The sequence below is a fragment of the Vibrio sp. SCSIO 43136 genome (genome assembly GCF_023716565.1).
Classification (GTDB): Bacteria; Pseudomonadota; Gammaproteobacteria; order Enterobacterales; family Vibrionaceae; genus Vibrio.
In genome coordinates this window covers 1,303,451-1,321,505 of the sequence record NZ_CP071849.1, presented here as the reverse complement: position 1 = coordinate 1,321,505, position 18,055 = coordinate 1,303,451, and the positions used below count along the sequence as shown (strand labels likewise).

Genomic DNA, 18,055 nt, shown 5'->3' with positions numbered 1-18,055 from the left:
GCGTTTTCTGGTTGGAGAATTCTCACCAGACAATGCTAGAACATATAACTATAAATGAAAATATCTAAATACTTTTTAGCGGCTCTAACGCTTATTGGGCTCGCACTATGTTCGCTATTGATTGGGGCTGCTGATGTTAGTCTGATTCAGTTCATTAGTGGAAATGAGCATGCTCACCAAATCTATATTGTAAGTCGCATTCCACGCTTGGCCGCAATCATGCTTGCGGGGGCAGGGTTAAGCATAGCTGGCCTTATAATGCAGCAGATCGTTCAAAATAGATTTGCTTCCCCTTCTACGATGGGAACTATCGATTGTGCACTGTTTGGCTATGTCCTTGGTTTAGTGTTGATAAGTGGGGCCTCAAAGTGGCTTCACCTTGGAGTGATTTTTTCTAGTGCAGTAGTGGGAACCTTGATTTTGGTTACCTTTTTACAACACCTAAAGTTCAAGAACGTCGTACTAGTGCCTTTAATCGGCATCATGTATGGCAATGTCATCTCTTCAATGACCACTTTCTTTGCCTATAAATATGACTTAGTGCAGACCATGTCCTCTTGGACGACTGCCAATTTTGCGAGCGTATTGCAAGGCAGTTATGAGGTACTTTATCTTGCTATCCCCACCTGCTTGGCCGCTTACTACTATGCCAGTCAGTTTAGTGCCGCAAGTATCGGTGAGAGCTTTGCTAAGAATATCGGCCTGAACTTTCAAAAAATTGTCTTTATTGGAGTAGTGCTGGTTGCAGTGAGTGCTTCTTCGGTAGTCATGATCGTTGGGGTGATCCCATTCCTAGGTCTTATTGTGCCGAATATGGTGTCACTGTTTATGGGGGACAATATGAAGAGAATCCTACCATGGACGGCATATTGGGGGATCATACTAGTTCTGAGTTGTGACATCCTTGGGCGACTGATCATATTTCCTTTTGAAATGCCCATCTCACTAATCATTAGCATTTTAGGTGGTGTGGTCTTTATCTATTTAGTCTTGAAGGACAAAGCCAATGCGTGATGGATTAAAGATCACCCTATTAGCAATAGCCAGTATTGCCATCATCAGTTGGTTTGTAGGGCAAGGGCTAACGGCTGAGAACTATCAGTTTTTCTTATCCCGACGCTTGCCAAAGGTGCTTGCTATTGTTTTGGCAGCAACGTCGATTTCAATGTCCTCGTTAGTGTTTCAAACCATCACCAACAACCGTATTCTGACCCCATCAATCCTAGGCTTTGATAGCCTCTATTTGATGACTCAGGTACTGCTGGTGGTTATATTTGGTAGTGCCAGCTTCTGGGTAGTAGATACCTTGAGCAATTTCCTGCTTTCAACGTTAGTCGTGGTTGGGTTCTCATTATTGTTGTTCCGTTTCTATTTTCGGGGGGGGAATAACAATATATTTACCTTGCTCTTAGTAGGTATAGTCTGCGGTAGCCTATTCAGCAGTGTGTCCAACTTCCTGATCATGTTGATCGACCCCAATGAGTTCGCAGTCATCCAGAATTCAATGTTTGCGAGCTTTAACAACATCAAATCAGAACTTGTGTATTGGAGCCTATTCCCACTTACTGTTTGCTTGTCGGTGATCTTTTGCCTTGCAAGCAGGCTAGATGTGCTGTGGCTTGGGCGTGATAATGCGACCAGTTTGGGGATTAACGTTGAGCGTCTGACCAAACAGCTGTTAGTTGTAATCACCATTATGGTCGCAATCTCTACTGCCTTAGTAGGACCTGTATTGTTTTTTGGGTTGATTACGGTGAGCCTAACCCGAGAGCTGATTAACAGTTACCACCACAAAAAGTTGATGCTTGCGAGCAGCTTACTAGCTATATTTTTGCTTGTTACGGGTCAATGGTTTATTGAGAAAGTGATGCGTTTTGATACTACTATCAGCGTAGTGATTAACCTCGTTGGTGGAACTTACTTCATATATCTATTAATACGAAATCGAATTCAATAAAGGTGCAGTACAGTGATTAAGTTATCTGGGTTAAGTAAGAAATATAGCAACACCTTTGTTGTAGAAGACGCAAGCGCACACTTTCCTAGAGGAGAGGTTACTTCAATTATTGGCCCAAATGGTGCTGGTAAAAGTACCTTGCTATCGATGGCAAGTCGGTTGACGGAAAGTGATGCGGGAGAGGTACTGATCGGCGAAAAACTATTGGCTGAATGGGATAATCAAGCACTTGCGAAGCAACTGGCGGTCTTGCGGCAGTCCAACAATATCAATATGCGTTTTACGGTAAGAGAACTTGTTGCTTTTGGCCGTTTCCCTCATTCCAAAGGGCGAATAACGGAAAAAGATAACCACGTGATAGATCAAGCCCTGCAACACCTTGATATTAAACACCTCCAAGGTAGGTATCTAGATCAGCTTAGTGGAGGCCAGCGTCAGATGGCATTTATTGCTATGGTAGTAGCTCAAGATACCAACTATATCTTCTTGGACGAGCCGCTAAATAACCTTGATATCAAGCACTCCGTAGAAATCATGCAGACTCTACGCCGCTTAGCGCACGAGTTTGATAAGGCTGTGGTAATTGTTATCCATGATATTAACTTCGCATCCTGCTATTCCGATAATATCGTTGCAATGAAGAAAGGTAAGGTTGTCGTCTCTGGAACGGTCGATAAGGTGGTAGAGAAGTCTATCATGGAATCAATCTACGAGATCCCTTTTGATATTCGAGATATAGATGGGCAGAGAGTCTGCTTATATTTTGGAAGCTAAACCACAACAATGAACTTACGAAAACGACCTTGTAATGCCAAGGTCGTTTTTGCTCAACTAGTGGCGATTTGGTAGTTGTTTTTGCACAAACTTCACGACTTCAGGCACATACTTGTCAGTATCAAAAATTGGAGCGCTATGTCCTACGCCTTGCTCAATGAAAAGTTGGTTCTCGACCTCGGCACTATCGAGCAATTTTTTAAGTAGCTTACTCTGAGAAAGTGGTACTGGTTTATCAAGGTCACCATGAAGCATGACGTAAGGCGGTGTCTTGCTATTGACATAATGGCTTGGTGAGGCTTGCTTAGCAATCTCAGGTATATTGGCTGGGATATCCCCTAAAAAGCGAGAAACAGAAGACTTTTTACTGGCCTTTTTGGCTCCCTTATTACCCAATGCCAATAGATCCGATGGACCAAAGAAACTTACGACTCCAACAACTTGATACTTAGGCACATCATAAAATGAGACATTATGGCTGTTGGTAGCACCAATCAGGCTTGCCAAATGTCCACCAGCGCTTCTCCCCATCATTACGACCTTATCCGCATTAATATTGTAGTGCTCAGCATTAATCGCCAGGTAATTGATCGCATCATTGATATCTTGTACTGGCTTAGGGAAATTCACTTCACCACTCAATCGATAGTCAACAGCAGCTAACGCATATCCTTGTTTAAGCATAGAGTTGAGCAATAGTGGGTTCTTAGTCGGTATGTCATTTTTTGTTCCTCGCTTCCAAGCACCACCATGGACCCAAATCAAAAGTGGATAGGGCTGCTCACTCGCAGTTGATGGTCGATACAAGTCGAGTTGTATCGACTTATCCCCAATAGTTTTAAAAGTTATGTCTTTTTCAACCACATAAGGTGCAGCAAAAGATTGGAAACTCAAAGTAGCAGCGATTAGCGATACGAGAATGCGACTACGGTCTAGAACCTTCATTGATTATGACCTAATTAGAATAATAACGAGGTGATTATGTTAACACTGATACTCTAAAGATAATGTTTCTCACTTACTTTTGGAGTGAAAAGTCACTATGCGATATGTAGATACCCACAGTAAGAAATCAATGTAAGGTGAATCTAAGCAGTTTAGATAAAAATTTCTTAATCAATATCGAGATTACGTCCGTCACAAAAACATTTTTTGATGTTATTCGGTATCCAATAGCTAAGAAGTAACATGGAATCAAAATGACTAGGCACGCTGGTGAACATTACAAGTTCAGTTCTGCTCGGAGGAGAATTACAGTGCTAGTTTGAACCCTTCGTGTGTTGCTTTAAAGCCCAGCTTTTCATAAAACCTAATGGCATCTGGGCGCTTTTTATCGCTGGTTAGCTGAACCAAGTGACAGCCTTTGTCTTTGGCTAACTTTATTGAGTGCTGGAACATCTGCTCGCCAAATCCAAGTCCTCGGAACTCTTCATGAATTCTCACGCCTTCAATGAGGCAGCGCCAGCTTCCAATATGTGTCAGGTAAGGAATGAAAGTTATTTGGAGCATGCCGACAAGCGAGGTATCCAGCTCGACAACAAGTAACTCATTATTTGGGTCGCGAGTGATAGCTTGGAATGCTGAAAGGTAAGCGCTGTTTAAAGGTATTGAAGTGTCCTCCCGTTTGCTGCCCAATGCGTCATTGGCGAGAAGTGACACGAGATTTTCCAGATCTCCAATTTGTGCAGAGCGGTATTTTAGTTCCACGGAGCTTTCCTTTAATGACTGTTTTTCCAAGAAGCGACATAAGGTCAAATATAACAATAAATCAGAAATATAAGTTGACTCATCCATAGGTAATACCTGTATGATCGCCGACCCAATTTTTTCGGTCGAAGAGGTAGCACCATGGCATTAGGTATGGATTATGGAACATCAAACTGTTCTGTTGCACATATTGTAGATAACCAAGCGAAGATGATTCCGCTGGTGGGTGAAGAGTGTTACGTTCCGTCGACCTTGTGTGCACCAACGTCAGAAGCAGTGTCTGAGTATCTGTTTCGCTGTTTAGAGATCTCACCATCTGATGAAGTGGGTGAGAATATGTTGCGCCGTGCAATTAAGCTAAATCGAGAAGAAGGGCTGGATATTCGCGCCGACGATATTGCGTTCGGCCAGCAGGCCCTAGATATCTATCTTGATGATCCTAAAGACCTCTACTACGTAAAGTCTCCTAAGTCTTTCTTGGGAGTAATGGGCCTAAGAGACATGCAGCTATCATTTTTCGAAGATTTGGTCTGCGCCATGATTGCCAATATCAAACATCGTAGTGAAGCGTCATTGGGTCGTGAAGTCACACAAACAGTCATTGGTCGCCCAATCAACTTCTTAGGGCGAGGTGGTGAAGAGTCTAACCGACAAGCGGAAGGTATTATTTACCGAGGTGCAAAGCGTGCAGGCTTTAAAGATGTTGAGTTTCAAATGGAGCCAGTCGCCGCTGGGTTAGAATTTGAAGCCTCGCTCACCAAAGACCAAACCGTGCTAGTGGTGGATATCGGTGGTGGTACGACGGACTGTTCAATCGTCAAAATGGGCCCGACTTGGTTTGGTAGGGCAGAGCGTGGAGATTCGCTCCTCTCTTCAAGTGGTCAGCGAGTTGGCGGTAACGATCTCGACATATACATAGCGTATAAACAATTTATGGCGCATTTTGGCATGGGGTCGAAAACATTGGCGAATCTTGATATGCCATTGCCCCAGTTTTGGAATTCGATTGCCATCAACGACGTACAAGCGCAGCGAAAATTCTATGCCCATGAAAACCTTAAAGCATTGCGAGATCTGAAAAAAGAAGCTCAAGATCCAGAGAAGATTGCGAGACTTATCGAAGTTCAGCAAGACGGTTTAGGTTACGCATTGGTCAAACAGGCTGAGAACACTAAGATTGCACTCGGTGAGCAACAGACTCACACCGCTTTGGTGAAGCTCATCAGTGAACAATTAGCGATCGACACGGATGCCGAGCGTATGAAGGAGTCGATTGAAGCGCCAACAGAAAAAATAAAAGCCTTGGTATTAGAGGCGGTTAATCAGGCTCAGACTAAGCCGGACGTGGTATTTATGACCGGGGGCTCTGCAAGATCCCCAATTTTGCGTTCGGCAGTCAAAGAGGTTTTGCCTAATATTGAAATAGTCGGTGGCAATTACTTTGGTTCGGTAACGTCAGGCTTGGCCCGTTGGGCAGACGTTGTATTTAAATAAATTTTTGGTTAGTAAGATGGACTATTCATTAAACAACATCATTGAGCCTAAACTGATTCAGGATTTGTTCACACAAACCTTTACGGATTCAGAAGGCACAGATGAAGGGGCGATGATCGGCAAGCTCGCCCACGATTTGCTCGTCACAACAGACATCGAAGACCTTAACTGTTTCACGGCAAAGCAGGGTGATGAAATATGCGGTGCGGTGATTTTCACCACTTTAAAGAGTGAATGTGGAACCAACGCTGCGCTTCTTTCACCGATGGCTGTTGCCACTAAATGCCAAGGGCAAGGGGTCGGGCAAGAGCTCATCTCTTTTGCACTAGAAATCATGAAAGCGGTGGGCACTAAGCTTGTTGTTACCTACGGCGACCCACAATTTTATGGGAAAGTAGGTTTTGAGGCATTAGATGAAGCTCAGATTCAAGCGCCACACAAACTCAGCCATCCACATGGTTGGATTGGTCAATCACTGGATGCAGGCACGGCGTTAACTTTGTCGGGTAAAACACAGTGTGCGCCAGCACTGGATGATGCAAAGTTCTGGTAGTCACATCCCATTATGAGCAGTAACCCACAGGTTGCTGCTTTTTTTTGCCGTTTTGCTTAGGCTTTAGGTCATTATTAAGTTCAGCCAATAAAATAGGGAAGAAAGGGCGATGAACGAGATATTAAAAGACCGCACCTTATTTAAACAGAGCTGTTTAGTGGATGGGTGCTGGGTGAGCGGAAAACAGACGACACCAGTTATCAATCCAGCCGATGGCAAGGTTCTTGGCACTATCCCTTTACTCTCCTACTCTCAAGTAGAGCAAGCCATTGACTCTGCCGATATAGCGATGCGGGAGTGGCGAAGTATTACGGCAAAACAGCGCAGTAAGCTGCTTATGAAGTGGTTTTACTTGATCGAATCGCATGTAGATGATCTGGCGACGATAATGACCCTTGAGCAAGGCAAACCGCTGGCGGAGGCGAAAGGTGAGATCCTGTATGCGGCCTCATTTATAGAGTGGTTTGCTGAGGAGGCAAAACGAGTTTACGGGGATGTTATTGCGCCAACCTTAGCGTCCAATCGCATTATGACCATCAAGCAGCCGATCGGTGTTTGTGGCGCAATCACCCCTTGGAATTTTCCGGCCGCGATGATCACACGTAAAGCGGCTCCTGCTTTAGCTGCGGGTTGTAGCATCGTCATCAAGCCTTCTATTGATACCCCTTATACTGCTATGGCACTTGCAGAACTGTCGGTTCGAGCAGGTATCCCTGCAGGTGTATTCAATGTAGTGACTGGTGAAGCGGTAACCCTTGGTAACATCCTCACGCAGCACCCCAAAATAGCCAAGTTTTCGTTTACAGGTTCAACTCAAGTGGGACGCATTCTACTGAGTCAATGTGCGTCAACAATTAAGAAGAGTTCGATGGAGTTGGGAGGTAATGCGCCATTTATTGTTTTTGGTGATGCCAATTTGGATGATGCAGTCGCTGGCGCAGTTGCGGCCAAATTTCGCAATGGTGGGCAGACGTGTGTTTGTGTGAACCGTATTTATGTACACGAGAGCGTTTATGACCGTTTTTGTCACAAGTTTGTTGAAGCGGTGGGCACGCTTAAGGTAGGTAATGGGCTTGACCCAGAAGTTAAGATTGGCCCAATGATCACCCAAGAAGCGATTGACCAAATCCAAACTCTCGTCGACGATGCATTGCTCAAAGGGGCACAGCTTGAATCTATCGATATGGCTTCGCCTCCAGAAGGTCAATTCCTTTTACCAAGGGTGTTAACTCAAGTAATGGATTCGATGGATATCGTCCACACTGAGATCTTTGGTCCAGTGGCCACCATACTGAAGTTCTCAAGCGAGGAAGAGGTTATCCAACGGGCCAATGAGACTATTTATGGCTTAGCCTCTTACTTTTACACCAATGATATAAACCGAGTCTACCGAGTGTCTGAGAGGCTAGAGTACGGTATGGTGGGAGTGAATACTGGGATCATCTCGAATGAAGTTGCTCCTTTTGGTGGGGTGAAGCAATCGGGGCTTGGTCGAGAGGGTTCAAAATACGGCATTGAGGACTACTTGGAAGTGAAATATGTGTGCGTAAATACCAAGTAGCTAGGTCACATACACGAGCACCCAAGGGAGGTGGAAACCTCCCTTGGGTTAGATAAGTAATTCAATTCGCTTTACTCAGCTCCAGCCGTTGCAAGTTGGCGTTAATACTTTGGTCGCCTTTTAAGCGCTCCCACAGTGCACCGATATGCTCTAACCCTCTCTCCCCTTGAAAACGAGTAGGTGCTGCGAGTGGTGTCCATTCTCCGTTAGTTGCTTTTTCTGCCATAGTGAATTGAAAAGCAAGATTATCGGCCATGCCCAAGCGCAAGTCAGACACAATCAGCGCCCCATTTTCTTCACGATAGCTCAGGAAATTATGTGAGAAGGCTTTGAGCCCTTGAAGTGTTTGAGGTTCTTCATTTAATGGCCATTTTCCTAGTGGGCGAGCAATAAAATCGATGCGTTCGTCACTGTCTAGTATCGAGGCTAAACCTTCCCAGTACTGGTTGTCATCTTTTACGACGACTCTCCAAAGCACAGTATTGAACGGTGTTGGCATGACGATAACATTTTGGCTTGGTAGTTGTTGCGCCAGAAGGTTTTGCTCAACTCTCTGGTAAATGCTTTGCTGAGCGGCGTAACCCCAGCCAAGATAAAGAGTCGAGATGAGCACGACAGCTTGACACCAGCGGCCTCCAAGGCGTTTAGAGAACACGGCTACACCGATAGCGATCAGCAGCGGTACCGTGTAGATAGGGTCGATGATAAAAATATTCCTCAGCTCAAAATAGCCATCGAGAGGCCACAGTAACTGAGTGCCATAGGTAGTCATTGCATCGAGTAGCGTATGTGTTACCAGCACACTAACCGTCAGAAACGATACTCTAGAAAAAGTCCAAAAATTGTCTGGACGAAACAGGCAATACAACCATGAAATGAGTAGTGCAAAAGGTGGGAGTAATAGTAACGAGTGGCTAAATCCACGGTGTTTGATGGTATTGCTCACAGCATCACCGTAGTCTAATACCACGTCTAGATCAGGCAGCGTGCCGAGTGCAGCACCGACCAGCAGCACCTTACCATTACACTGTTTTCCAGCGATTGCGCCTGCAACCGTGGCACCGAGTGCCGCTTGAGTTATCGAGTCCATTTGTTGCTATCTTCTCCGTACTTGTTGTTGTATCTCAGACAGTTAAGTTAATGCGTCGTCTTGCTTTGCGTCAACACAATAGTGGGTTATTACATACCACAGATATACGTATGAGATGCCGTGTAGGAACAAAAAAGCCTCGTCATTAGAATGTACGAGGCTTTTCGAGGTGGCTATCTAGCTCGACTTATCTTAGCAAGGCGAGCTGTTTTTGTCAGAAGAGCAGGATTGACTATGGGCACAACCTACGCATTTTGTCCCTTTACGTTTCTCAGAGACAACTTTGTAGATAGCCAAGCCAACAATCAGTAAGATGATGAGTGATACGATAATATTGGTCATCAAAGCTCTCCTATCACGCCTGTTGGACGTTGATTAACTGCTTCTCTTTTTTACCACCTTTGATAACAAGGTGACCTAAGAAACCTAGCAAAACAATGTTAGCCATCAAGCCATAGACAAAACCATCACCTAGTGCACCAGTAGTAAAGAATGTGCCGATTTGGTAAATCGAGAATGCGGTGAAATAGCCCACACCAAATTGGAAGGCAACGCCACCCATCAGCCATTTCTTGTTCTCAAGTTCCGCATTCATCGCACCAATAGCGGCGAAGCATGGTGGAGTGAAGAGGTTAAATACCAAGTAAGCCATAGCTGCAATTGGAGTAAGACCCATGATAGTAGCAACATCGGCGCCACCAGCAACAAGCTCTAGCTCTTCGGTATCGATGAAATTAGTAATGCCATACACTACCGCTAGCGTACCAACGACGTTCTCTTTCGCAATAAAACCTGTAATGGCTGCTGCAGCAAGCTGCCAAACACCAAAGCCTAGTGGGATAAGTAGGAAGGCAAATGGTGAAGCGATGCTCGCCAAGATACTGGTGTGCTCAGCGCCTTCAGCAACCACTTGGAATTGCCAATCAAACGTCTGCATCACTTGCACTGCGGTGTTACATAGCAAGATGATAGTACCAGCTTTGATGATGAATGCTTTACCACGAGAGAGCGAAGACATCACTGCACGGCTTACGCTTGGGAAGCGATATTCTGGTAGCTCAAGGATGAAGAAAGAACGAGCATTCTTCTCTCCAGTAATTCGCACGATCAGATGAGCACTGATCACGATGAGCGCAATACCTGCAAAGTACATGGTAGTACCGACCCAAGCTTCACCTTGGAAGAAAACGCCTGCAAATAGTGCGATTACTGGAAGTTTAGCGCCACAAGGCATAAACGGCGTTAACATCGCAGTCGTTCTGCGCTGACGTTCATTTTGAATCGTGCGCGTCGCCATGATGCCAGGGATAGCACAGCCAGTACCAATGATCATAGGAATGATTGATTTACCAGACAGGCCAACTTTCTTAAAGAAGCGGTCCATAATCACAGCGATACGTGCCATGTAACCACTGTCTTCTAGTAATGCCAGTAAGAAGAACAACACCATGATGAGTGGCAAGAAGCCAACCACAGCACCAACGCCCCCAATAATACCATCGAGTAGCAGGGAGCTTAGTAGTGGTGAAACATCTTCACCCATCAGGCCTTCAACACCTGCGTAGATAGAATCAATCCAACCAACTAGGGTATCTGCAAGCAGTGGACCAAGGTAGGTTTGTGAAATAGCGAATACACACCACATCACTAGGGCAAAAATAGGCAACCCCAACCACTTGTGGGCCAAGACAAGATCAACTTTATCTTGAAGGGGGTGAGGGTTCACTGAAGACTCTTTGTGCTCGACTTGACCAACAATACCTTTTACAAACTCATGTCGTTTAGCATCAAGCTGCTTTACTGACTCTGGGTTATTAAGTTCAACACCTTGAGCATTAAATGGTGCGATTTGAGATGTGCCATGAAGCGCAATAGCTTGAGCGACAGCGTTCTCTAGACCGTTATTGCCGTTTTGAGTAGCAACGGTTTCAACGACAGGGCAGCCCAAAGACTTCGCCAATTGTTCAACATCAAGAGTGGTGTGCTTCTTATCAGTAAGGTCGCTTTTATTTAGCGCAACAACAACAGGGATTCCAAGCTCTAAAAGTTGGGTAGTAAAAAATAGGCTGCGGCTTAGATTGGTAGAGTCAACCACGTTGAGGATGACATCAGGCTTCTCTTGCTGAATAAAATCTCGAGTCACCGTTTCTTCGGAAGTGAAAGGCGACATGGAATAAGCGCCAGGCAAGTCAACGGCAATCACTTCTGAGTTGGAAGGAGTGTATGCTGGTTTTACCAAGCTCTCTTTTTTGCTGATGGTTACGCCCGACCAGTTACCCACTTTTTCAATGCGACCAGTAAGGGCATTGAAAAGGGTGGTTTTACCGCTGTTCGGGTTACCTGCTAATGCTATTTTCAAAATTTCACCTAATTCTTTTCCGTGATGGTGCCAACCAAACGCATGCTGCTGATTTAAACCAACAGGATCATTTTTGCGAGATCTGAGTCGATGCTGTATTTAGCGTCTTTAACACTGATGACATACGTGCCGGATAATACAGACTTGAGAATGATAGACTCACCCTGAAAGCAGCCCAGAGTTGACAGGAACGACACCATTTGATCATCTTCTTGGATAATCTCTTTGATCTCGTACTCTTTATTCAACTCAGCGTGTAAGAGACTGCTCTTGTCGCAGGCCTCTGAATTACTACTGCTTTGGGTAAAGCTCATCGCTTTGCTTAATAGCGGGTTGAAAAATGCCATAGTTAAGCTGATTCTCTAACGTTGACTAAATCGTTAGTGACGAACGTTGCATAGAAATGCGAATTGTTATCACTCTTGTAAGGTCACACAATAGAGTAAAGATTAGGTGACCTCAATAGATCGGATTGTTCTTGATTCGGGAAATGATACTTTGTTGATTTAGGTCAATTTACACTTTACCGATTCGTCAACAGGTAAAGTGTAAACAGATAAATCAACCTCGGTTTTTAACCTTTGTTATGTCAGCGATAGTGAATAACTCAGCATGGTGATATACCTAAAATCGATACTAATTGGCATATAAATCGGTATTTTGGTGGAAGAAACTTGGGCGAAAGTTCTGTATCGTATAGAAGAATCTTTTGAATAGATTAATTTCTCAAGGACGACTATGAAACCTCACCATCAGGCCTATCTTGATCGCTATTTATCGACGCTTTCGCCACAAGAGTTAGAGAAAATCCCGGATACCATCGCCGAATACTATTGTGCCGATGAGTACAACGCCAATGAGTGCGCACGCTTGGTAGACCAAGGAATTAAAACCGCATCATGCAGTTTAAAAGCAGCTTATACGGTTGAAAATGAACCATTTCCGCAAGTAGGGCGACTGACCGTGGTGTTGGATTGGGATGAAAATCCAGTGTGTGTAATTCGTTTGACCGAAGTAACCCAATGTCCTTTTGATGAAGTAAGTGAAGAGTTTGCGCAAGCAGAAGGTGAGGGTGATGGCACTTATGAGTGGTGGCGACAAGCGCATATCGAATTTTTTACCCAGTATGCGAAGGAGATTGGCGCAGATTTTAATTTGAGCTCTGAGCTGGTGCTTGAGCGCTTTGAAAAAGTTTATCCGTTGGAGAAGTAAGTTGGATACAAACACAAATCTTAAATTAGCTCTGACTTGGTTAGTGGAACTACTCAATGACAGCCAAGTACCGTATCAGATTGTTGGCGGCACAGCAGCCAGTATCCATGGAGGTGAGCGTCCAGTGGAAGACATTGATCTCTATATCCACCGAGATGACTACCAGAAAATAGCTGGGGTGATAACGCCTTATTTGTCGAAACCGATGCGCCATAGCCTAGAAGCTGGCTGGGATGTGGAGTATTGCCAACTGATTTACTCTGAGCAGAAAATCGAAATTGGTCTTGCTCCGGGCACTCGAATCTTTCATCGACAAACTCGCCAATGGCTACCGCTTGAGATTGATTTTGGAAGCAGCGAACAGCGCAATTATCTAGGTGTCGAGGTATCTGTGATGCCTGTAGCGGCGCTGGTGGAATATAAAGCTGCGCTGGATCGCCCGATGGACCGTATTGATATTGAAGAAATAAGCTAGATTCCATAATTTTTGGAAAGTAAAGCTTGATATAAACATGAGAGTCGTTCAATTTTTGATTAGCGACTCTATTTTTTACGCATTAGGTATTTAATGTCAATCTTCACTGAAATTTAATAGTAAAAAGCGGAAAGGGAGATATAAGGAAAGTGGTTTTATGCATATGTGCGTATAACGTTTATGTGTAGGGTTGCTTAATAAAATTCTATTTCATTATGAGAGGAAAGATTTGTTGCAGTAGTATAAAAAGCTGCCAGCAAACTTGCTCACAGCTCCATCTGTTTTTCTATACTGTTTTTAGTTCAGTTTTGAACTGGTTGTCCCCAAACAGCGGCTCGCTTTGCAAAGAAGGCCCCTGCGAATACTAATGCTACACCACCGAATAGAAGCATCGCTGCCTGTGCTTTGGCTTGATCGATAAGGTGTTCAATCCCATTGATTTGCTGACCATTGACATTTGGCAATGCCAACAATGACGTTTCATTTGCGTAAATTTCACTAATCCCAAAACCACCGATTGCAGCAGCAACAATACCAATTGCTAAAATAATATAACCAAAAAATTTCTTAGACATAACTTAGATCCCCTTTTTATTTTTTTGTCATGTTGGAAATGACAAATTCAAGCTAGCAAACCAAACTAAGGTCAAAAAGACTCGATTTAGGGGGATGTGAAAGGTATCTCGTATTGCAGGGCACATATGTCCACAAAACCTGTTCTAAATCTAATCTTGTGCAATAAAGGTATTTCGTCAGGTGGTGGGCAATGTGTTTTTGTATAGCTATTAATTGGTAATTAGCCTCAGTCGTTATATAACCCACATCACGTACCCGCAATATTTTTATTTGACTTGAAGTTAGTGTTAAACCTACGTTTTGTCATGCCCAAATCACTTTTGCTTGGTCGTGACCACCAATGCAATACCCGTTAGGATAACTAAAGAAGCGACAACGCTTTGAACCGCTAACTGCTCGTCCAACAGACCAACACCCATTGCAAATGCAATCACTGGTACCATTAATTGGCTCACGGCAGCTTGCAATAATGATAGTTTGGCCAAAACTTGATACCAGATAACGTAACCCGCTCCAGAAGCCAATACTCCAGAAATAATGGCGTAACCAACACCGCTAGGTTTGGCTGCGTGCGTCCAGTCTATCAACGGCAAAGCGGCTAGGCTCAAAACGGCTGCAATAATGAAACCATGTGTGATGGACAAAACCGGGCTTACATCGTTGGCTGCGAGTTTTTTCCCTAGCATAGTAAATACCGCCCAAGCGATGCCCGAGACTATCATCAACATTGCAGCGAGCAGATCTGGCTGTTGGGCATTGGGCAGCATCAAAACGACAAAGCCCATGATAGCGGCGGTTAGTCCTACCCATTGGTTGCGATGCAGTTTATTACCTGTGATAACGTGCATCAGTACCAGAGTGAGCTGCACTGCACCAAACAGCAACAATGCTCCTGTGCCAGTAGAAAGCTCTAAATAAGCAAATGAGAAAAGTAGGGCGTAGGCAAGAAGTGCAAAACCTGCGCTCAGCGATAAACGTGAGAAGCTAGCGATTGGGTTGAGTCTAAGTTTTATCGCAACAAACAGTGCCAAAAACAGTGCTCCTGACCCAAGGCGGATTAATGTATAGCTAGACGCATCGATGGCCTGCTCCGCTAGAGCGACACGAGCGAGCAAGGAGTTGGCTGCAAAAGCAATTAGGGCAAGTAATGTGGTAAGTAACAGCTTCAAAATCATTCCTTTTATTGAAGCCTTACCTTACTTAGCTATGCCAGTCAGTACAAAGACTGCCTAGTTATGAGTTATCTCAATAGTGGATAGAACCTATCTTGACGCTAGATGGGCAAGTCACTACTATCTCCGCCTTGTTTTATGTAATACATTTCACCTTGTTCAGCACGGATTACTCAAATATTTCAATGGAAAGACGCTTAGCTGCTACGAAGACTCTTTTCGTGGTGAGCTGAAAATACGGTGCAATGTGTCAATGCTAATTAGGTTTTTCCTTGATGAAATACATTACCCCTCTTGTTGTACCGTTAATAGTTACAACGTCAGTTTATGCCAGCGCTGCAAATCCTGAATCTGATGAACAACACAACCTTGACCAAAAAGTTGAAGAAACGCAAAGTCTTTGGGGAACAAAGTTTGCCGTCTTACCTCAACCTATTACTGACCCTGCATTGGGTAGAGGAATTGGCTTAACTGCACTGTATATACACGACAGGGCGGAAGGTGCGACAAACCCTTCAACTTCTTTTGCTTATGGGCAATGGACAGACACTAACAGTGGTGTTGCCGTTGTCGGGCACGAGCACAATTCAGCTTTTGACGAATGGCGAGGCGCTGCTTACCTAGGTTATATCGGCTTAAACCTGACGCATTATGGCCATGCTGGCGCAGCGGCCAAGAAACCACTGAGATACACCAATAACGCCAAGTTTTTCTACGGTAACTTGAAAAAACGCCTGATCGAAAACTTGTACTTTGGTGTTCAAGGCATGTGGAGTGGTGGTAATGCTGTGACAAAGAATGATAAGCACTACACCGAACAAGACAGAGCCAGATTTGAAGAAGCAATGAGCGGCACCAATAGTGCTTTAGGCTTAATTTTAAGCTATGACAAGCGTGACAATATGATGAGTGCTCGCGAAGGTTATATGACTGAAATTAGCTCTATGCACTATGAAGCTCGTGAAACGGGTAAACCGTATCATCGTGTAGATGCTGAGTTTAGCCAATTTATCCCTGTAGCAGATAAAGATGTGTTCGCCTACAAAGCCATGACCGCTCACTTACTTGGCAGTGTGCCAAGTTATGAAATGGTCACGCCAGAGCTTCGTGGCATCGATTGGAATAAAAGCCGCGGTACGTCAGTGTATCAACTTGAAGCTGAGTACCGTCACGCAATCGATGAGAAATGGACAGGGGTCGCATTTGCTGGTGCGGCGTACGTAGAAACACAGTTTGATGCAAAACAGAAAGCGGCATCTGAGTGGATTCCTGCAGGCGGTATTGGTGTGCGATACATGATGGAGCCAACCGAGCGCTTTAGCATAGGTTTTGATTACGCCATTACTAAAGGTGGAGAATCAAATTACTACATCCGCTTCGGTGAAGCGTTCTAAGAATAAGGCCACTTTTTGTGGCCTTTTTAGCTCTTGGAATAGCAGTTTAGAAGTAGTAATTCGCATTAACCCATACTTGGGTAGCATCACCACTTTCGACCCCAACAGAATCAAAGTTTAGGATTTGCTCTATTTTCACACCTAAACTAGCCTGCGGCATAATCATCACACCACCACCAATTTCTAACTCGTTGTAGCGGGTTTTGAAGTCATTAATGTAAGTGGTTTTTGGGTTGGCGTAGACCCAGTTACCACTGTCGAACGCATACATACCGTAGATACCAAACTGGTTCATCATGCTATCTTCGGATACGCTAGGTTTATCTAGTGAAAGTTCTGCTGCGCCATAACCAATGCCAGCCATTGGAAACACTAAGATGTTCTTAGTCACTTGCATCTTGTACATCAGACCGGCAATTGCCCCAATACTGACATTGTCACCAATGATATCTAACGAGTACCCTAAGCCATCCGAAAGGTAGAAGTAACGGCCACGTGCTGACACTTGACCATCGGTCACCGGATCTTTGTCATCTAACACCGTAATGTCAGCGGTAAAAATATGGGTACCTAATCCGTAAATGGCGTTGAATTGCGTTTTATCACTGGTGCGGCTTAAACCAAGCCCTGTGTACGAAGCGGTTGGGTCACCATAGTTTACTTCGTCGGCTAACACAGGAAAGGCGAGAGATGCGAGTAGTGGTAAGGTGATAGGGAGCTTATTCATGTTAGGTACCTTATTTGAGTATGAAACCACTTAGGGACGTGATTTATAAACCATTTCTGAAGGTCATACTAACGGGGTAATATATTCATGTAAATTACTTGCTGCCGATATATTGACTAAGTGTAATCGCCTCTTATTTGTCAGACAGCTCACTATTGTGCTTCAAAAGTTCTTCGAGCTATTGGTTAGGGTTCTCCATAACTATTGTGTAACGTGCTGAAAGTCCCAGTGATTTTTCGATGTCGCCGTAGTGTTTGTTGTATATGGAAGTAATGACCTCTTGATTAACTGATTGGCTTAACTGGTTAGCGATCTCCCCCTGTTCTGGATGAATGTAATACACCAAGTTCATTGGATAACGCAGCATTACGTTAGGTACTATAGCCAGCTCTTGCTTATGACTAGCATATTGTTTAAGCAGCGATTGTACTTCGTTGGCACCGAGTGCGAAGTAGTCACATTCATCATTAACTAAGTCTTGGAACATGGTTTCTAAACTGCCTTGCTCCACGACTTTGCAGCCATTGTGGCGAAAGAGATCGGCATCGGCCCAAGTTGCAGGAATGCCCGAGCGAAACGCTTTAAGCTGATCAAGGTGGGTGAGTTGACTTAGGTGCATACTCTTTTCTTGTGTCGCAACGAGCAGTCGTTTCCCTAAGATACCTTGCGCTAGAGGCTGATCAAGCACGATATGGTCATAACCGTGAAATTTGGTGTTGCCTTTCACTGTGACCAGCAAGTCTGCACCATTGAGAAAAATTTCACCTTCTTGCTTGGCACTGGAGTAGTCGGTTTTATCTTCAATAATAGTGTAGTGCTTACCTAGCAGCGCTTGAGTAAGCTCCAGCTCATGATGTTGTCTGATTGGACTTTTATTGCCATTCCAGAACTTAATTGAGTGGTTCATTGGTCTGTATCCTCAAATTTTATGGTGCAAATATGCATTCCTACGATTATTTAAGAAAGTGCTTTCTTTGGTCGGGAGTTAATCTTGTGATCGTACT

Annotated in this window: 19 protein-coding genes; 9 read left to right on the top strand and 10 right to left on the bottom strand. The window is 44.3% G+C overall.

From position 1 onward, the window contains the following. The first annotated feature begins 54 nt into the window (after window positions 1–54). The 3 genes from J4N39_RS20860 to J4N39_RS20850 are packed head-to-tail and all read left to right on the top strand — an operon-like array spanning window position 55 to window position 2,731. The gene (locus tag J4N39_RS20860; protein WP_252024558.1) at window positions 55–1,014 is read left to right on the top strand and encodes an ABC transporter permease; all 960 of its coding nucleotides are present in this window, start codon (window positions 55–57) and stop codon (window positions 1,012–1,014) included. Then, window positions 1,007–1,957, top strand: a complete 951-nt coding sequence (locus tag J4N39_RS20855) for an iron chelate uptake ABC transporter family permease subunit (protein ID WP_252024556.1) — start codon at window positions 1,007–1,009, stop codon at window positions 1,955–1,957. The genes J4N39_RS20860 and J4N39_RS20855 overlap by 8 nt, the downstream gene beginning before the upstream one ends. A 12-nt stretch (window positions 1,958–1,969) precedes the next feature. Further along, complete coding sequence (locus J4N39_RS20850) at window positions 1,970–2,731, top strand: iron ABC transporter ATP-binding protein (RefSeq protein WP_252024554.1); 762 nt, start codon at window positions 1,970–1,972, stop codon at window positions 2,729–2,731. 57 nt (window positions 2,732–2,788) lie between these two features. Here J4N39_RS20850 and J4N39_RS20845 read toward each other — a convergent pair whose 3' ends face one another. Together J4N39_RS20845 and J4N39_RS20840 are read right to left on the bottom strand one after the other, a co-directional pair. Beyond that, the gene (locus J4N39_RS20845) at window positions 2,789–3,676 is read right to left on the bottom strand and encodes an alpha/beta hydrolase (protein WP_252024552.1); all 888 of its coding nucleotides are present in this window, start codon (window positions 3,674–3,676) and stop codon (window positions 2,789–2,791) included. A gap of 306 nt (window positions 3,677–3,982) precedes the next feature. Beyond that, window positions 3,983–4,438 carry a GNAT family N-acetyltransferase gene (locus J4N39_RS20840; protein ID WP_252024551.1) on the bottom strand — a complete coding sequence of 152 codons (456 nt, stop codon included), beginning with the start codon at window positions 4,436–4,438 and terminating at the stop codon, window positions 3,983–3,985. Between the two features lie 141 nt (window positions 4,439–4,579). Here J4N39_RS20840 and yegD point away from each other — a divergent pair, with 141 nt between their 5' ends. From yegD to J4N39_RS20825, 3 genes are all read left to right on the top strand, one after another. Further along, complete coding sequence (gene yegD, locus J4N39_RS20835) at window positions 4,580–5,932, top strand: molecular chaperone (RefSeq protein ID WP_252024549.1); 1,353 nt, start codon at window positions 4,580–4,582, stop codon at window positions 5,930–5,932. Between the two features lie 16 nt (window positions 5,933–5,948). After that, window positions 5,949–6,485, top strand: coding sequence for a GNAT family N-acetyltransferase (locus J4N39_RS20830; protein ID WP_252024547.1), 537 nt, complete (start codon window positions 5,949–5,951; stop codon window positions 6,483–6,485). 109 nt (window positions 6,486–6,594) lie between these two features. Then, window positions 6,595–8,046, top strand: a complete 1,452-nt coding sequence (locus J4N39_RS20825; RefSeq protein ID WP_252024546.1) for an NAD-dependent succinate-semialdehyde dehydrogenase — start codon at window positions 6,595–6,597, stop codon at window positions 8,044–8,046. A 61-nt stretch (window positions 8,047–8,107) separates the two neighbouring features. Here the strand turns inward: J4N39_RS20825 and J4N39_RS20820 are convergent, their stop codons facing one another. The 4 genes from J4N39_RS20820 to J4N39_RS20805 form a co-directional block, all read right to left on the bottom strand. After that, on the bottom strand, window positions 8,108–9,136 hold the full coding sequence (locus J4N39_RS20820; RefSeq protein ID WP_252024544.1) for a metal-dependent hydrolase: 1,029 nt from the start codon (window positions 9,134–9,136) through the stop codon (window positions 8,108–8,110). Between the two features lie 192 nt (window positions 9,137–9,328). Then, window positions 9,329–9,478 carry a FeoB-associated Cys-rich membrane protein gene (locus J4N39_RS20815; protein WP_252024542.1) on the bottom strand — a complete coding sequence of 50 codons (150 nt, stop codon included), beginning with the start codon at window positions 9,476–9,478 and terminating at the stop codon, window positions 9,329–9,331. A 13-nt stretch (window positions 9,479–9,491) separates the two neighbouring features. Next, a complete protein-coding gene (gene feoB, locus J4N39_RS20810) occupies window positions 9,492–11,495 on the bottom strand; it encodes a ferrous iron transporter B (RefSeq protein WP_252024540.1) in 2,004 nt (667 codons plus the stop codon). A gap of 53 nt (window positions 11,496–11,548) precedes the next feature. Next, on the bottom strand, window positions 11,549–11,842 hold the full coding sequence (locus J4N39_RS20805; protein WP_252024538.1) for a ferrous iron transport protein A: 294 nt from the start codon (window positions 11,840–11,842) through the stop codon (window positions 11,549–11,551). 391 nt (window positions 11,843–12,233) lie between these two features. On the opposite strand from J4N39_RS20805, the gene J4N39_RS20800 reads away from it, so the two are divergent. Continuing rightward, window positions 12,234–12,707, top strand: coding sequence for an ASCH domain-containing protein (locus J4N39_RS20800; protein WP_252024536.1), 474 nt, complete (start codon window positions 12,234–12,236; stop codon window positions 12,705–12,707). Between the two features lies 1 nt (window position 12,708). Next, window positions 12,709–13,182, top strand: a complete 474-nt coding sequence (locus J4N39_RS20795; protein ID WP_252024534.1) for a MazG-related protein — start codon at window positions 12,709–12,711, stop codon at window positions 13,180–13,182. A 302-nt stretch (window positions 13,183–13,484) separates the two neighbouring features. Here J4N39_RS20795 and J4N39_RS20790 read toward each other — a convergent pair whose 3' ends face one another. Both J4N39_RS20790 and J4N39_RS20785 read right to left on the bottom strand, forming a co-directional pair. Further along, window positions 13,485–13,757, bottom strand: a complete 273-nt coding sequence (locus J4N39_RS20790; protein WP_252024533.1) for a hypothetical protein — start codon at window positions 13,755–13,757, stop codon at window positions 13,485–13,487. A gap of 315 nt (window positions 13,758–14,072) precedes the next feature. Then, on the bottom strand, window positions 14,073–14,927 hold the full coding sequence (locus J4N39_RS20785; RefSeq protein ID WP_252024531.1) for a DMT family transporter: 855 nt from the start codon (window positions 14,925–14,927) through the stop codon (window positions 14,073–14,075). Between the two features lie 278 nt (window positions 14,928–15,205). Between J4N39_RS20785 and J4N39_RS20780 the strand changes: the two genes are divergently transcribed. After that, on the top strand, window positions 15,206–16,324 hold the full coding sequence (locus tag J4N39_RS20780; RefSeq protein ID WP_252024530.1) for a BamA/TamA family outer membrane protein: 1,119 nt from the start codon (window positions 15,206–15,208) through the stop codon (window positions 16,322–16,324). Between the two features lie 46 nt (window positions 16,325–16,370). Here the strand turns inward: J4N39_RS20780 and J4N39_RS20775 are convergent, their stop codons facing one another. Next, window positions 16,371–17,051, bottom strand: coding sequence for a hypothetical protein (locus J4N39_RS20775; protein WP_252024529.1), 681 nt, complete (start codon window positions 17,049–17,051; stop codon window positions 16,371–16,373). Between the two features lie 178 nt (window positions 17,052–17,229). Then, on the bottom strand, window positions 17,230–17,958 hold the full coding sequence (locus tag J4N39_RS20770; RefSeq protein WP_252024528.1) for a transporter substrate-binding domain-containing protein: 729 nt from the start codon (window positions 17,956–17,958) through the stop codon (window positions 17,230–17,232). Window positions 17,959–18,055: the final 97 nt, after the last annotated feature.

Excerpts from the sequence above, each read along its gene's own strand:
- J4N39_RS20845 (WP_252024552.1), bottom strand. The coding sequence starts at position 3,676 with ATGAAGGTTCTAGACCGTAGTCGCATTCTCGTATCGCTAATCGCTGCT.
- J4N39_RS20805 (WP_252024538.1), bottom strand. The coding sequence starts at position 11,842 with ATGGCATTTTTCAACCCGCTATTAAGCAAAGCGATGAGCTTTACCCAA.
- J4N39_RS20830 (WP_252024547.1), top strand. The coding sequence starts at position 5,949 with ATGGACTATTCATTAAACAACATCATTGAGCCTAAACTGATTCAGGAT.
- J4N39_RS20780 (WP_252024530.1), top strand. The coding sequence starts at position 15,206 with ATGAAATACATTACCCCTCTTGTTGTACCGTTAATAGTTACAACGTCA.
- J4N39_RS20820 (WP_252024544.1), bottom strand. The coding sequence starts at position 9,136 with ATGGACTCGATAACTCAAGCGGCACTCGGTGCCACGGTTGCAGGCGCA.
- J4N39_RS20860 (WP_252024558.1), top strand. The coding sequence starts at position 55 with ATGAAAATATCTAAATACTTTTTAGCGGCTCTAACGCTTATTGGGCTC.
- J4N39_RS20800 (WP_252024536.1), top strand. The coding sequence starts at position 12,234 with ATGAAACCTCACCATCAGGCCTATCTTGATCGCTATTTATCGACGCTT.
- J4N39_RS20770 (WP_252024528.1), bottom strand. The coding sequence starts at position 17,958 with ATGAACCACTCAATTAAGTTCTGGAATGGCAATAAAAGTCCAATCAGA.
- J4N39_RS20825 (WP_252024546.1), top strand. The coding sequence starts at position 6,595 with ATGAACGAGATATTAAAAGACCGCACCTTATTTAAACAGAGCTGTTTA.
- J4N39_RS20855 (WP_252024556.1), top strand. The coding sequence starts at position 1,007 with ATGCGTGATGGATTAAAGATCACCCTATTAGCAATAGCCAGTATTGCC.
- yegD (WP_252024549.1), top strand. The coding sequence starts at position 4,580 with ATGGCATTAGGTATGGATTATGGAACATCAAACTGTTCTGTTGCACAT.
- J4N39_RS20775 (WP_252024529.1), bottom strand. The coding sequence starts at position 17,051 with ATGAATAAGCTCCCTATCACCTTACCACTACTCGCATCTCTCGCCTTT.
- J4N39_RS20815 (WP_252024542.1), bottom strand. The coding sequence starts at position 9,478 with ATGACCAATATTATCGTATCACTCATCATCTTACTGATTGTTGGCTTG.
- J4N39_RS20790 (WP_252024533.1), bottom strand. The coding sequence starts at position 13,757 with ATGTCTAAGAAATTTTTTGGTTATATTATTTTAGCAATTGGTATTGTT.